Source organism: Deinococcus peraridilitoris DSM 19664 (assembly GCF_000317835.1).
GTDB lineage: Bacteria > Deinococcota > Deinococci > Deinococcales > Deinococcaceae > Deinococcus_A > Deinococcus_A peraridilitoris.
The window spans coordinates 1646790-1661910 of sequence record NC_019793.1; the positions used below are offsets into that span (position 1 = coordinate 1646790).

Genomic DNA, 15121 nt, shown 5'->3' on the forward strand with positions numbered 1-15121 from the left:
ACCTCCAGGCATTCCGGCCGTTCCGTTTCACAACCTGAATGAGCTGACTCCAGTCCTCCTTGAAGCCGATCCAGCTGGCTTTGAGCACTGGGCTCAAGTGTTTGCGGCCAGGGTTACTTCGGATGCAGACTATGCGTCTCTACCCTTCTGGGGAGCGTTGCTCGCGTAGCCGCCGTGCATTGGAATGCCTTGGCTCTATTCGTGGGTGGCCTTTAGCTCCTGCCAGAGAATAGGTTAAACCGTCCAAAATCGTGAGCGAGACGAGCAGGGATCAGTAAGAGAAAACACGCCTGCCGGAGCAAGCGTGTTTTAAATTTACCTTGCGAGTAAGCAGCAGTTTTAACGGCGTCACTGCGAACATTGCGTCAGAAACCCACAGAAACCTATAGATCGTCGAGCGTGGGTAATTCAAACACTTCTGAAATCGATTCAAGATAGTGCCAATCATCAAAATCGTCGTCACCGACAATGCTGTTTAACATCCTCTCATCTACGATTATCGCCTCATCATTGTGGTGGTAACCCAGATGTGCAATAAAGTGGGAAAATGCGTCCCAGAGCTGACTATTCGTTGTTCTATTACGCGTAGAATGGTCAATCCAGCCGGTGAACTGCCATTTTACCGGCTCCCCATCTTCGTCATAGCAAACTAGCTTGCCCAAGTTCAGTACAAGTTTCATCTTCTTTGATACTGCATAAAATCCACCGCTCATTTTGCCCTCCATGTATAAATTCCGTCAACAGTGTATACTCGTAGTTCTTGCAGTCCCTTCATCCTACCCGACCCTACATGCGCCGCCACAGCATCTGCAGCAGTTTTGAGAGTCAGTCCAATATTGCGGCCGTCAATAAACAGGTTATCACTTTGATCAATGCCATTTCTGATATTCTGTCGGACAGCATTTACCGTTGCGGCTTCAAGCGTTTTCAACTCCCAGCGTACGCCATCGAGAATCAAGTCAGCTCCAGGTGCTTCCCGTCCCCGAATATCAACATTTTTATAGAGACCCGCAAGTGTGCTTGTAACAAAATCGACTTCCTTTTGAAATGGCTTGCCATGCATGGTAATTTTTGTACCGTTTACAAGTAAGATCTTTGCGGATTGCCCAGCTTTCGCTGCCATACCAATGAGGAGCACACCCGCTTTACTCCCCACCAAGAGTGACAGGCCTTTACCACTAGGCCCACCTCCAGGGTATTGACTAATATTATCTGCCAATCCCAGCAACTGCTCCTGCCATTCCTCCGGATTTTCAGGTAGGTTTCTTATACCCAGTTCCCAAAGTACGCGATCCCAAAAGGTTTTCTTGCTTGGTGTCGATCCTCCACAGAATAAGCCAGAGCACGCATTATATGGACGCTCGGAAGCTCTGGTCATGGCTTCGACCAATCCACCCAAACTGCTCTTATCAAGCGCTCCTAAGTCAAAGCCATCAGCCAGGCCCACAACAATATCCATGAGGTCATCGCGTGGCATCCAGTCGGCTTCTGCCATGAAGCGACCAGCCATTTGGTCAGCTTCCAAGCTTGAGAAGCCTGCATTCTCCAGCAACGCTTTGAGGACCTCCGCTGGGTCCGTTACTTTGAAGCCGTCGCCAAGTCGCGCTTTTTGCTCATCCTGAGTGTCACCGGCACTCCCGGCAACATCTTCTGAAGGCCGGTCTTCGCCGCAAGACTCGTTGCATGGGTTAACAACGATGCCGAGTGGTTTGACATTAGTCTGCTGTACCCCGACGGGCGCGCGCACCGCCATGAGATTTTCGCCTGGTTGAGTAATACTCGGGATGGTTGGCGTCGCGACGTCACTTGTACCTGGCGGAGTGATGTTGGGTATGCCATCGGCTGGTGTCGTTCCAACCGCTGGTGTACCGGCATGGATCGGTTCGGTAATTGCAATCGGGTTCGGCAGGAGACTGTTGCTTAAGGCGAGAGGCTCGGCCGTCGCTTGCACGTTGACACTGCGAATGGTGCTTGGAAGGGCTGATACCGGAGCGTCGAGCGCTTGTGCTACACCGAAGCTGGTGGTCTTTAAATCGGTCGCACTTCCCGTCTCCGGCTGAACCGATTTCTTCCCGCTCGCTGACGAGGTATTCGTCTTGTCAACGCTGCTCAGATCGGGAAGTGCCTGCAAGTGGAGTGTCGTGATACCCAGCGCAGGTTGGCTGAGCGTCTGTGCTTCAGCTTCTTCCTCGCTCTTAGGAGTCTTCACATCCTCAGGAGCTGGGGTACTTACTGGTGTTGTACTGGGTGGAAGGATACTTACCGGATCCAGACGTACAGTAAAGGACACCGGCTCTACGGGCGCCTCCAAGGGTTGCATGACACCGCTCGCCGGCACATTGAAGAGTGCTACACCGATCCATTGCCGGGAGTCCTCGAGTCCATCGGCAAGGGTATAAGCCTCATCTTTGAAGGCGTCGTTGGTGGAGTATGTGGTGACAGATTGGTAGAACTCTTCGCCAAGGACGTTAACGGCGCGCTTGGCACCAAATGCTCCTTCACGTTTCCGTACCGTCACGACGCGGTCATCAACCGCAAAGGTCGAGTTTGTTTCCCGGGAGACGAGTGTTCTTCGCTCGCTTCCGCTTTGAATCAGACCACTGGTACTCGACAGAACCTGCCTGCCCTGAGGGTCATAAAAGAACTCCGTGTACGCTGCAAGGGGAACCTTCTGCGGCGCAATTTCAGTGGTTGCTCGTGGGTTGTTAATGTCCGCATTCGGAATGAGCTTGTAGAATTCTGCGACGCGGTTATCCGCATCGTAACGCTTTCGGTAGGCGTTGTAGTTTTCGGGTTCATGATCGTACTTCGCCCGTCCAGCTCGGGAGTCTTGTACTGCATATCGGTTCCCACGCGCGTCGAGAAGATAAGTGGTCGTGAATGAGTTGCTCATACCCGCGCGGTTTGTAAATGTTCCGCTCGCGTTGGAGTAACTGTACGTTTCGCTGGTGAGGTCACCATTCAAGTTGTACTTGCTCACTTTGGTGGTGGTGTACCCACCCGAGCAACTGCTGGTCGTGCTGCTGCATTCCGTCCGGTCAGTGCGCTTGTATTCCGCTTGATCCGGGTAGTATGTCGGGTCAGCTTGATCGGGCGTGTACTGAAACGTCGTGGTATTGGTTTCCGTGATGGTGTTGATCGTACCGTTAGCGGCGTCCTTCTGGTGGTTCATCGTCGTGCGTTGTGTACGCGCAGTGAGACCGTCCGGTCGGTAGCTGGTATAGGTCGCAGTTGACTTGATGACGCGAGTGGTATCCGAACGTGCTTCCTCACTGAAGTATGGAAGGCCACCAATGGTAGCTGTATCGCTGCGCGTTGCGCTGAATCCGTTGGCCCATGTGGTCGTGGATGTACGTTTACCATTCGCTTCGTAGGCTGTGGTGGTGGTTGCACTTCCAGTGCCGATGCTGTCAGCAGTGCAACCGGGCCGCCACTTCGCATTCCACGTTCCCGAGGTGCTGCTGCACTCTGGAAGTGCGGGAAGGTCCGTTCCATTCGAATCAAACACCGCTACCTGTCGACCGAGTTGATCGTACTTGTAGTCTGTATAGGCGACCCTGTTGTTGTCTCGAACTTTCGCGAGATCAACGTTATGGATACTCGCGGTCTTCTTGGCGCCATTCGCGTAATAGCCGTAGATCGTGGTCCGGTAGGTGACTGCAGTGAGCGCGTTTCTTCCCGCAGGACTCTGATCGCTGACGGTGATGCTCCTCGGAAGGCCGCGTTCGTTGTATTGCGTTGAGGTTATCCCGATGCTGGCTGCCAAGAGCATGTCGTCATTCAGCAGATCTGGATCGTCATACAGCGTTTTGAGGACGCTTTTTACGGTACGTGTGACCGTGGCCTCCTTACCGGTCGTGGTATAGGTGTACGTGAATTTATTGCGTTTGGCTGCTTCCGGGAAAATATATGTACTCCCTTTTTTCGTGTCAGTTGAGTAGGTATCCCATTTGCTTTCCAGCAGAGCTCGGTTGTTATACGTCCAGTACGTGTCGTAGCTCGTAATGCGTTGTGTGTTGGCGTCACTTTCTGGCTTCCCGAGTGAGTTGCGTTGCTGCACGTACAACCCTTCGAGATTTCCTTCCGTATCCAGACCACCATAGCCACTGAATTCCCGTTTGACGGGTTGATCCAATCCATTGAACCAAAACTCAGCGAAGTGATCTTCGGAGGATCTGGTGCCGTTCGCCCCAAGAGCAGCGCGTTTCACGGTGTTCCCATGGCGATCCAACTCGAAGACCTGCACGCTCCCTCGGCTGACGAGTGGGAAGTTATCCCGTGTCTTAGGTGCATCGAGTTTTCTGGTGACGAGATCACCTTGGTAATCAAAAGTGGTTTCGGCTGTTTTGATGCCGGTAAGGTTATAGGCGTAGTACTTGTATTGCGCCGCTCCAGAGCTTCGCGGACGACTCTCACGAATGGGATTACCAAGACTGTTGTAAGCGTATTCGGTGATCAGGCCACGCTGCAGCTTGTACGTGAGGTTGCCGAAGACATCGTATCTGAAGGTGCTGGTCAGTCCCTGCGAAAGTCCAGCTTTATCGTCGACATCATTGGTTTTTGTGACGCCATTCACGACAGTCGAACGGGCAGCCTGCACTTCTCTGGTGACTCGTCCAGCGTGATCGTACTCATTGATCGTTACGAATCCATCAGCGTCGCTTACGACCGTGGGATGACCAGCGTGATCGTAGCTTCTTGAAGTACTGCGACCTGCCGTGTTCACAACTGTCGGTCGTCCAGCGTAATCGTAGGTGTAGGAGGTCTGCACGCCTCCAGTTGCCGACCCTCCCGTGGACTTCACCGGAAGGTCATCTGCCTGGAGCGTACCCGTACCGCCTTTTGTCGTCGCTTTGAATGTCGTCGTGGGGTATGGGCGGTTACCATATACGTTCCATTCGGTCAGATTGAAGGCACTGCTGCCAGGGGTGAAGCTTGTCGATCCGCCCAGATTGATGACAGGCTCGTAAGTTCCTTGCAGCAGACCGTCGTTGGTGTACTCGAAGCCCTTGATGACTTTTCCGGTTTCATCGAATTCGGCAGTGACGTTCCCGAGCGGGTCGTACTCCCATCTGCGGGTATGGTTGGCAGCGTCCACTTTCTTCAGGACGCGTCCGGCTGCGTCGTAGTACGTTCGGGTCGTTAATGTAGCCGTGCCGGTGGTGTACCCGAAGTCCCCTGAGCGTGAAACATCCTGAATCACGACAGTGACGTTCCCGGCCAGGTCATACTGTGTGGTTTTCTTGTAACCTGTGCGGCTGACCTCGGAGTTTTTCTTACTTGCAGTGCCCTGACCGTTGTTGTCAATGATCTCAGTCGGTCGGTCCAGCCCGTCGTATTTGGTGATGACCTCGAGCGCCTGCCCAGCGGTGAGGGCAGTATCAAAATCGACTGCTCCGGTAAGGGCTGTAGTTTCGCTAGTGCGCCTGTTCAGTGTGTCGTACTGATACGCGACTCCCGGCCTGCGGTTATCGATGTAAGCCTCGCCATCATTGAGGGTGTTGGTTCGCAAGGCCGGGCCGACAGTCGCCAGTAGGTTGCCTTCCGTGTCATATCGGTAGCTGGTGGTGGCCTGGTCGGCCGTGGAGCTGATGCTGTTCGCCTCAGCTCCGGTCGGAGTGGAGCTCAACAATCGACCGAACTGGTCATAGATATGTACGATTGTCAGTGCGGTTCCGTGCGAGGGTGTAAGTGTCTCTGATCTGACCCGTCCTAGCGGATTCCGGTTCCACGTTTGCGTGAGTTTGGTGGTGGATTTGTACCCGAGTTCACCATGATGGTCGTAAGCGAGGATAGTTTTACCACCATCAGGTAGAGTAATTTCGACTGGTCGATCGAGCGTATCGTATTTCGTGGTTGCGTCGAACCATGTTTCTCCGGTTGCTCCGGGCTCGCCGAGTTCCTGCTGGAGGTTCACACGACCGTACGTATCGTACATATATTTGATGGTCTGGTGCGCCGTTGTTATTTTTGCGGTCGCCCCACTCCCCGTACCAATGCCCCGCTGCATTTGTTCGAGAAGGCCGCTACTGTTGTACGAGTAATTGGTTTGGTTGGTGTTGCGTCCGGTCCAGGTGCTGAGCAACTCCCCACCAGGCGCGTAGAACCACACTTGCTGGCTGGCGACACCACCGACCTGACGGGAAGTTCGCTCCCAGGTTTTCTGACCGAATCCATTGAAGGATCGTGAGATGATCAAGTCTGTCGATCCGGCGACGGTGGCGTCATCGCTTGCGATGCCGTTCTTGAGGGTGTCTTGAGCGACAGACCCGAAGGCGTCGTACACGAACTCATGTCTCTTTTCAAGCCCGTCAGAGGTGCTCGTTGTTTCGGATTGCGCTAAATCGGCGAACTGAAGGGCCGTGCTGGTCGTTGTCCGTGCGCTTCCATCAGCGTTGACACCTGGAAGGATGGCATTGGCAGGAGTGAGGCTAGGGTCCGGGTACCCAAAAGTTATTTTTCGCCATTGGGTATTGTTTTCCCATTTAAGTTCAACGTGCGCAACGCGTCCAAAGGTATCGATGGAGTGGGTGGTAGTCCTTCGTTCGGTACCAGGGGTGAAAGACTGCCCCTCCAGACCACCAGAAGCTCCGACTTGGGTCGAGACTGAGTCAGTTTTGGTGGCATTGAACGTCTGCCCGTTGATCGTGACACTGTGGTTCTGATAAGTGTGAACTTCCCGCCAGTCTTGATAATGTGCGGGAAATATCAAGGAGTCCCTGACGTCAGTTTGGACAGTTGTCTGATTTACATCGAACTTAGGTTTGATGTGCGAGACAAGTCGGTTGTTGTCATCGTAATTGAAGTTCTCAAGTTCGCTGAAGTTAGATTTCAGCAGCCTGGAAGGCTCTTGCTCAACTGCCGCCGTGCTTACTGATCCTGCCTGCGCGTCACCGATCAGTGCACTCGGAGTCGCCGCGCTATAGCTCAGGGAAACAGGTTGAAGAGCGGTGGTACTGTTCTGAGCAACAAAATAAGCCCCGGACGAATCAGTCGACGCTGTGGAGACCATAGCGGATGACGTTTCATGGACGATCACCGAGTTGTCACTGGTAATCACTTCCTCGTTTGAGGGGCTGGTGGTGGTACCGAATGCGTAAATCGATGGAGTGTAACGAAACAACTTCTGTACGGTGGGCCGAACGTTCCAGTCGGTTATAGGCCATACACCTGGGAGAGAAGGGCAGTTTGATAGGGTACCGAAACGCACCCACCAAGTTTTTGTTGGTGTAGTGATCAACTCAGGATAAGTTTCACTTTGAGCGCGGATGTCCGTGGCGTAAGGGCCAGGCGCCCAAACGCTTTGTTCTGGGAAATAAGCGCATCCGTTACCACTAATACTTGACCGCCAGTCGGACGTAGTCCAGCGAACAGAAGAGGCTTCCTTGATCCGTGGAGTAGGATTGACGAACTGAACTCTGTAGCCCAGGTAGCTGTTGTCTCGGTATGTCTCACCGTCGTGCTTCCAGCCCGATACCCAGTCAAGGATGGAGTAACCAACATTCGCGTAAGCTTGTTGGCAGATATTGCTATTTTCCTGGCTGCAGACACTCACAACCCACGATTTCGTTGGTCCAACTGAATCATATGGATTGATATCTTCCCAAGGGGGGGCAGTAAAAAGTCCGGCCTGGCTGATAGTCCCGCCTGATGTCGACCAGACCAGCTTGGAGTTAGGAATCACTCGACCATCTCGTCCCTTCACCGTGGCACCAAACTGAATTGTTCGAGCACTGGCGTCTGTCCTTGGGGCGACATTGATTCTGCCAATGCCATAGATGTCGATTCGTTCAATCGGGGATTGCACTTGAATCGTTACAGGTGCAGACGCTCGGTTCATGTCGGCCTTACTGACCGCCCAGACTTTATAGAAGTCGATGTGATTTGCGCTTGTTGTGCTGGTTCGAGGCGCGGAAAACCTAATTTCCGAATTACTGCCAACGCCTTCCCATTTGCCAAGGTAAGTCACATGGATATCGGCAATCTGCCATGCAGGATTATTCAGAAGCCCTTCACCAGCTTGAAAAATCCGGTCAGTATTGATGGTCTCTTTTACCAGGAAGTCCTGCTCGATGCGTTGCCATTTCGGGGTGAGCGTGGCCCACGCACCCACGGCGTTATCCAGCCCATAAAGTACGTCCAGGTTCTGTGCTCGGCCGCTGTCGGGAACTGTCCGGGCATTGAAGGAGACAAGGTACCTGCCAGCCTCCAACGGAATGCCGTGTTGACGGTAGGAGATCATGCCGCTCCAGGCATTATTCGTGCCACCGAAATCAGCCGCCGCCGCCATCTGGTAAGCGGATCGGCCAGCGTCATCCTGGTAACCGGGTGTCACAGGTTGAGGCGCCCACCATCCTCCCCAGCCACGCCCGCCCCCTGTTCCGTTGTACGGATTTGAATCCGTCTGCTCGAGGGTCGTACGCCAAAGTACACCTTGTTTACTGGAGTCCAAGCTGTCATGGGTAACTTTGGCGTTCAAGATGACGTCTTCAGCCGGTGCGTACAAGTTGTTGCTTCGCGTTCCAGCAACGGCCACGCTTGGCGCGTAGACCAATGAACCCTCGATGAACGGATCGGAAATGTATACCGCACGTCGGGTGAGGTTACCGCGAGCGTCGTAAGCATAATGCGTTGTTCTTCCGCTAGGTTCCTCAACGGTTGCTGGATACCCGCTGTCGTAATAGCGGTATCTCCAAGTGAGGGTTTTGGTTGGTTTCTCGTAAGGTTCGGTGCCGTTTGTCGTTAAGGCAGGATTACTGTCCACCTGGCTCTTCTGGCGCAAACGTCCAAGATGATCGTACTGATACTCTGAGCGTTTATCGCCTTGCTGGACGATGACTTTAACAGCGTCGAGGAAGGAAGCATTGCCTGAGGTGGCTGGCGTTAGTACCCTCGCGGGAACCAGTTGGCTCGACCCACCCGGTGGGGTCCAGGATAAGCGGAAATGTGCATCTCCCTGGCCGTCAAAATGCTCAACGGTAATATCGTAGGCTTGGTTGGCAACAAGCTCGACTTTTCCGGAGTAGTCGGCGCAGCAGTCATTCTGCCAGTGATCAATGACGAGCTTCCCTCGTACCCAAACGCGGAATCCATCATCACTGTACGCGGTGAAGGTGTAGCTTCCGGTAGCCGGAGCCGTGATCCGTCCCGTCCAGCGGCTGCTGAAGCAGTCGGTGACGCTGGCACTCCGGCAGGAAGTTGCGTTGGTGCTGATGCCTTCGGGCGCACCAGAGCCCCAGTTGACCTGGAATCCCTCAGCAAATGGTTCCACCTTGCGTACAGGAACTCCGGCAAGGTCTTTGTTTTGAAAGTACTCTGCGTTCAGGCCGGTGGCTGCAGTGCTGGTGGTGAACGTGTAGTTGATGGGCTCCAGACCCGGCACCATCACCGTTTTGATGCGAGGGGTTCCCTGAGGGCTCTTTTCGTAAATGTAGGTTGTGGTCACGGTGGTACTGCTTTGGCCTGGTGCTGGTGGGACCGAGCGCGTGAGCCGTTGCAGTACTATCGGACCTGCTGTGTATGCTGCACCGTAGCCAAATGAGTACGATCGCTTCAAGGGATTGCCAAAGCCATCGGTGGTGTAGTAATCCACTGTTGTGAGTTGATCGCCAGCGTAGGCGAAGCTGACTTTTCTCGCTTCTTTGGTGCTCCCGTCAGGCTGATAACGAATACTCTCAAGGGCATCGTTGGTGTTCCAGAGGTACGTGGTGATACGGCCCCAGGCGTCTTTAGTCTGAGAAAGTTGACCTGATTTACCGTAGGTCAGGTCAACTTTTGGACTGGTACTGGAACGCCCTTCCGTATCACTGACGGCTGCAGTCGCGCTACGGTATTGTTCGTGCAGTGTTTGAATATAGTCGGCATACTCACCTGCATTGCTGTCATTGAACGTAACCCGCGTCCCGTCTGGTTCGTATAGATGAGCAAATGTAGAGTTGTTGCTTCGCAGAAGTACCAGCCAAGTTTCGGGATTGATGGTGCCGGCTTGGGCCTGAGAGCGGTAAAAGACGACCCCTGACGAGGAGTTCAGCGTGCGGTAGCGTTTGATCCAGTCAGGCTTACTCGTGAATTCTGTGTCGGCGAGTGTGATCTTGATGAATGAGCGCGCACTCCCATCGCCACTCATCAGCGCGAAGGAAGCAGGAGCTTGACTCAACGCCAGCGCATTATGGAACCCCGCGAGTCGTAGGCGCTCCTTGAGGTTCCACTGACTACCAAAAAGGCCCTGTTGCTCATCACCTGATTGGAGGGTCGTGTTCCGGGACGCTGCGCCCACATCCACGTACAGGTTTCCGTTGGCGATGTTGATGGCGTCAGCAAGTTCACCGAATCCAGGCGCGTCGAAAGAAGTGACTTGCAGGGGAAGGCGAGACGCACCCGCACCTGGACGGCTGAACGATGAGGGCATGGCTGCGGCCAAGCCAAGGGGAAGATTACTGCTGATGGTATAGAGAGCCGCAAGAGATATGGCTCTCCAATTCCGAGCGCGTCTTCCTTGAGAAAATGAAGAGGGAGTTTTCCGTTTATGAGTCATCTTCACAGTCTTTCATGATTCACTCAGGTCTCATGCCGCAAACTAGCAGTCTCGAGATGCCCCCTTGTGAAAGACTGAGAGTGATGCTCAGCTTTCTCAGAAGTAAGGTCGACTTTTTCTCAGGCACAAAGATCTTTGCGTTACCCATGCTGCTCACACTGGTCGCCTGCAATCAGGTCGACAAGGGCGCTCCCACGGTCTCCGTCACCTCACCCGCCAGCGGACAACCCCTCAGCGGCACCGTCGGTGTCCAGCTCAGCGCCCAGGACGACAGCGGCGTCGCCAAGATCAGCGTGTACGCCCGCGCGCACGGTGCCACCAACAAGGGTGTCCTGATCGGCAGCGCCACGCAGGCACCCTACGTGGTGTCCTGGTTCACCCCTCAGTACCCCAACGCCAGCGACCTCGAGGTATACGCGGTCGCCCTCGACACCAGCGGCAATTCCGGCGAGAGTGACCCGGTCCGCGTCAAAATCCAGAATCCCGGCTCACCGGTCCTGTCCTACCTCGCGGGCTTCAACCTGCCCCCGGACACCCGCGTCGCTGCCAGCAGCGTTGACAGTCACGATGGTCTCGACACCGCTGTCATTCAGGCTTTGAACGTCGATACCGTGAAGCCCCCGGCGGGAATGCAGCCGCAGTCCCAACCCCCACGTTCCCCGCGTGCCGCCACCTCTGCCCTTCGACCACTCGCGGATGACAGCGGTCGCACGCTCGCGGTCGAGTGGGGCTGGCCCACCTACCCCGGTGCGGACGGCTACGGGATCTTCCTCGGCAAAACCGATCTCGCCGGACCCTACACCCGCATGCGCAACCAGGCGGCCGCCACCAGCGGCACCCAGAAGTTCAGCAAGAAAATCACCTCCGAAGAAGCCAAAGGGCCACTGCTGGGGGTGGTCACCGCCATCACCCAGAACCAGACCGTCGAAACGGGTCTCAGCAACGCCGACGACGCGCGCTTCATGACCATCGCGCAGCAAAGTGCCTCCCCTGCCGACGGGCAGATCCTGCTGGATGGCAAACCCGTCCTCACCTGGAACGCCAACAGCGAAGCCGTCGGGTACCTCTACTACGTCTTCGACAAGAATCCCTTCGACGCGACCGCGAAGATCCTCTGGACGAACGCTCCGCAAACCACCGATAAACTCAGCGCCACCTACCCCGCGACGGCAGCGCCACTCAACGCCGGCACCTACTACTGGTGGGTCGCGGGAGTGGGCTTCAACCAGAACGGACAAGCAGACGCTTTTTCCTTCAGCGCTCCGCGGACTTTCGTGGTTCCCGCCCAATAATGAACACGCAGAGATTCGGGAGCAAGGCTCAGCGCGCCTCGGGTGTGCTGGGCCTCCTGACCGCCGCTCTGCTGACGGCTTGCGGTGGGAAGGAAGAACCTCCTCCGCTTTCATTGACTGCGGTGCTCCCCAACCCCGCGTTGCCCGGCGAGACCCTCAGCGTCATCGGCAGCTTCCCGAAGAACGCCCAATTCAAGCTCGGAGCCGACCGCGTTCCGACGACCGTGACGGCAGGCGGGGCTTCCCTTCAGCTGCCCCAGACCACGCTGGCGGGCGATCACAGCATCCAGGTCGAAGGGACGCCCCTGGTGGGCAATACGACCGTCGTACCGCGCATCGACGCGGTCGTGCTGGACGGCGGCAATCTGACGCTCCGCGGGGCCGGATGGCCGATTGGCGGGACCCTGACTGGAGTCAGCGTGGACGCCAGCGGCAGAATCCTCACGCCTTCCCTGGTAAACGGACAGCTGCGCGTCAACCTCGGCGCCGGCACCACCTACGGCGCCCTGCACCTGCGGGTGAACGTGGGCGGCTATACCAGCTCGACTTTCAGCCTGCTGCGTGAAGCGGCGACGGTCCGCGGCACGGTAGAAGGCCCAGCCGCCCAGGTCGAACCTGCCGCCCTCCGCAGCGTCACCGTCCAGTCGGTGGGCAATCAAGACGACCTCACCACCCTGATCGTGCGTCATGAGCCCGCAGCCTTGCGCGGTCACTTCCTGCTGGGGGTACATCGGGCCGACTCACTGCCGTCCCTGCATCTCACCCGCCTGGCCTTCCGGACTTCCGCCGAAGCTCGACAGGCCAAAAGCCTCCTGACGCCTCTGCCCGGCGTCGAGAACGTGACTTTCGATCACTTGGTTCAGTCTGACGCCGTCAGCACGCAAGGACAGACGACGACCTCTGGCCTGGGGAAGCAATGGTTCTGGGCCCTGCAAGGACTCCCCCTCGCCTGGCAGGCCACGCAAGGGGATGGCATGACCGTCGCCGTCATCGACACCGGCATCGCACTCAGACATCCGGACCTGCAGGACAACCTGCTGCCCGGCTATGACTTCGTCGACGAGGATTCTGTCGCGGACGACCGCGCCGGACACGGCACCCACGTTGCCGGTCTGATCGCCGCGAACGGTCAGGTGACGGGCGCCGCGCCAAAAGCCAAACTGGTGCCCGTGCGGGTCCTCGACGGGGACAAAGGCGGCAGCGCCTTCACGGTCGCGCAGGGCATTTTGTGGGCGGCCGGTCTGCTCGATGATCACCCGAACCCCCATCCGGCGCAGGTCATCAACCTGTCGCTCGGTACGCCCGACGACAGTGAAGCGATGCGCGAAGCGGTCGCGCGGGTGCAGGCCGCGGGCGTCCTGGTGGTCGCCGCGACCGGGAACAGCGGCGGAGCCCTCCATTATCCCGCGGCGTACCCGGGCGTGCTGGCCGTGACGGGCGTCGCGGGCCCCAAGCACACCTACCAGCCTGGATACGCCAGCAAGGGACCGGGCACGGGACTCGCCGCCTACGGTGGAGACGCGGCGGCAGATCAGGATGCGGATGGCGTGCGGGACGGCATTCTTTCCACTGACCTGGCGAACGGCGCTCCCGGGTACGGCATGCGGATGGGGACGTCGATGGCCAGCCCGCAGGTGGCCGGCATTGCCGCGCTGGCTCTGTCGAGTGACGTTCCGCAAGAACTGTTGCGCAGTACCCTGCTGAACAGCGCCACGGACCTCGGACCGCTCGGTGAGGATGACAAGTTCGGCCGGGGACTCGTGAGTGCCCGCGCGGCCCTGCCGTACTCACCACGCTCGTACGTGCTGGCCCTGAATGACGCGGGGAGCGTCATCGGCTGGACGCCCGTCGCGAGTGACGGTACGTATGCCCTCAGCAATCTCGATCCAGCCGTCCCCGTTCGCCTGCTGGCGCTGAGTGACGACAACAACAACCGTGTTCTCGGGGAAGCCGGCGAACTGCGCTCTTCTCCCACCGCCACCCTTTCTCTCAAGGGCGGGCACGTTCTCGACCTGCCGGCCCTGACCTTCAATCCGTCTGACGGATCGTCCCCCGTGACCCTGGAGCACTGAATGCTGAAGTCCCTGCGAATTCTGACCTTGTCCGCCCTGCTGCTCTCGCCTGCCTTCGCGCAGGAAACGACCGTCGCGCCCACCACCCAGGATGGCCGGCTGGTCATCGTCAGCCCGGAAATCATCCGCTACACCGTCGATCCGAACGCGAACACCGTGACGCTGCCGAACGTGCACCTCGGCGAAGGCGCCAAGTTCCCCGAGGGCACCCAGTGGAAGCAACGCGGCGCGGACCTGATCGTAACCCTCCCGGTCGGCGCGACGGTGTCCCTGTCGCCGGACAACAAACGCCTGACCATCCTGCCGGCGAACACCCTGACCGCCATCCCGAAAGACGAGCGCGCGCCGATTTTCCTGCCGCTCGCGAACGCCCAGCCTGCCCTGGTGGCCGCGCTGGTCACGCGTCTCTACGCGAACGTGCGGGTGGAAGTCGATGAGCGTCAGCGGGCCTTGCTGATCCTGGTGAATCCGGCCGACCGGCAGCTCATCACCGACCTGGTGCGGCAGCTCGACACCGAACGGCCCCAGGTGATGTTCGAAGCGGAGATCCTGGAAGTCAACCAGGACCTGACGACCTCGCTGGGGTTGCAGTACGACAGCATCTTCACCTTCAAACTGACGGAGGGGGACGCGCCGCAGCTGCTGAACCTCGGAAAAGTGGGACGCAGTCCCCTCACCCTTTCGCTGGGACTGAACGCCCTGAAAGCCAACGGGGCGGCGCGGGTTCTGGCGCAGCCGCGTGTGACGACGCTGGACGGGCTGGAGGCGCGCATCAACTCCACCCAGACCACCCCGGTGATCGTGCCCGGGGCGAACAACACCCAGAGCGTGCAGAACATCACCACCGGGATCACCTTGCGCATGACGCCGAAAGTCGCGCCGGACGGGACCGTCGAAGCGAACCTCAGCATCAGCGTCTCCACGCCGACCGGGACAACCTCGCAGGGGGTACCGCAGTTCTCCAGCCGGGAAGCCAGCACGACCGTGAGGGTCCGCAATGGGGAGCCCATCGCGATCGGTGGATTGCTGGAGAACCGCAAGATCGAAGCGACCCAGAAAGTGCCCCTGCTGGGTGATCTGCCGATCATCGGGAAGCTCTTCACCACCACCCGCACCGAAACGCGCAACACCGATCTGGTGATCATTGTGACGCCGCGTCTGGTGCTGAGCCCCAATCAAAGATGAGGAAGTCAGTTGCCGGGTTCTTCTGTGTGGTATGCCTG

The 15121-nt window shown here is 57.3% G+C and carries 5 protein-coding genes; 3 read left to right on the forward strand and 2 right to left on the reverse strand.

All coding sequences use genetic code 11. The features are described from left to right. Positions 1 to 383: 383 nt before the first annotated feature. Positions 384 to 713 carry a hypothetical protein gene (locus tag DEIPE_RS08095; RefSeq protein WP_015235500.1) on the reverse strand — a complete coding sequence of 110 codons (330 nt, stop codon included), beginning with the start codon at positions 711 to 713 and terminating at the stop codon, positions 384 to 386. Further along, entirely contained in the window at positions 710 to 10420 is a 9711-nt protein-coding gene (locus tag DEIPE_RS23010) for a PA14 domain-containing protein (protein WP_169316596.1), read from the reverse strand. Before DEIPE_RS23010 ends, DEIPE_RS08095 begins: the two co-directional genes overlap by 4 nt. A gap of 260 nt (positions 10421 to 10680) precedes the next feature. Here DEIPE_RS23010 and DEIPE_RS08105 point away from each other — a divergent pair, with 260 nt between their 5' ends. From DEIPE_RS08105 to DEIPE_RS08115, 3 genes are all read left to right on the forward strand, one after another. Next, positions 10681 to 11826, forward strand: a complete 1146-nt coding sequence (locus DEIPE_RS08105; RefSeq protein ID WP_157448806.1) for an Ig-like domain-containing protein — start codon at positions 10681 to 10683, stop codon at positions 11824 to 11826. Between the two features lie 122 nt (positions 11827 to 11948). Beyond that, a complete protein-coding gene (locus tag DEIPE_RS22120; RefSeq protein WP_157448807.1) occupies positions 11949 to 13898 on the forward strand; it encodes a S8 family serine peptidase in 1950 nt (649 codons plus the stop codon). Then, positions 13899 to 15083: a type II secretion system protein GspD gene (locus DEIPE_RS08115; protein WP_015235504.1), complete on the forward strand. Its 1185-nt coding sequence runs from the start codon at positions 13899 to 13901 to the stop codon at positions 15081 to 15083. Positions 15084 to 15121 lie beyond the last annotated feature (38 nt).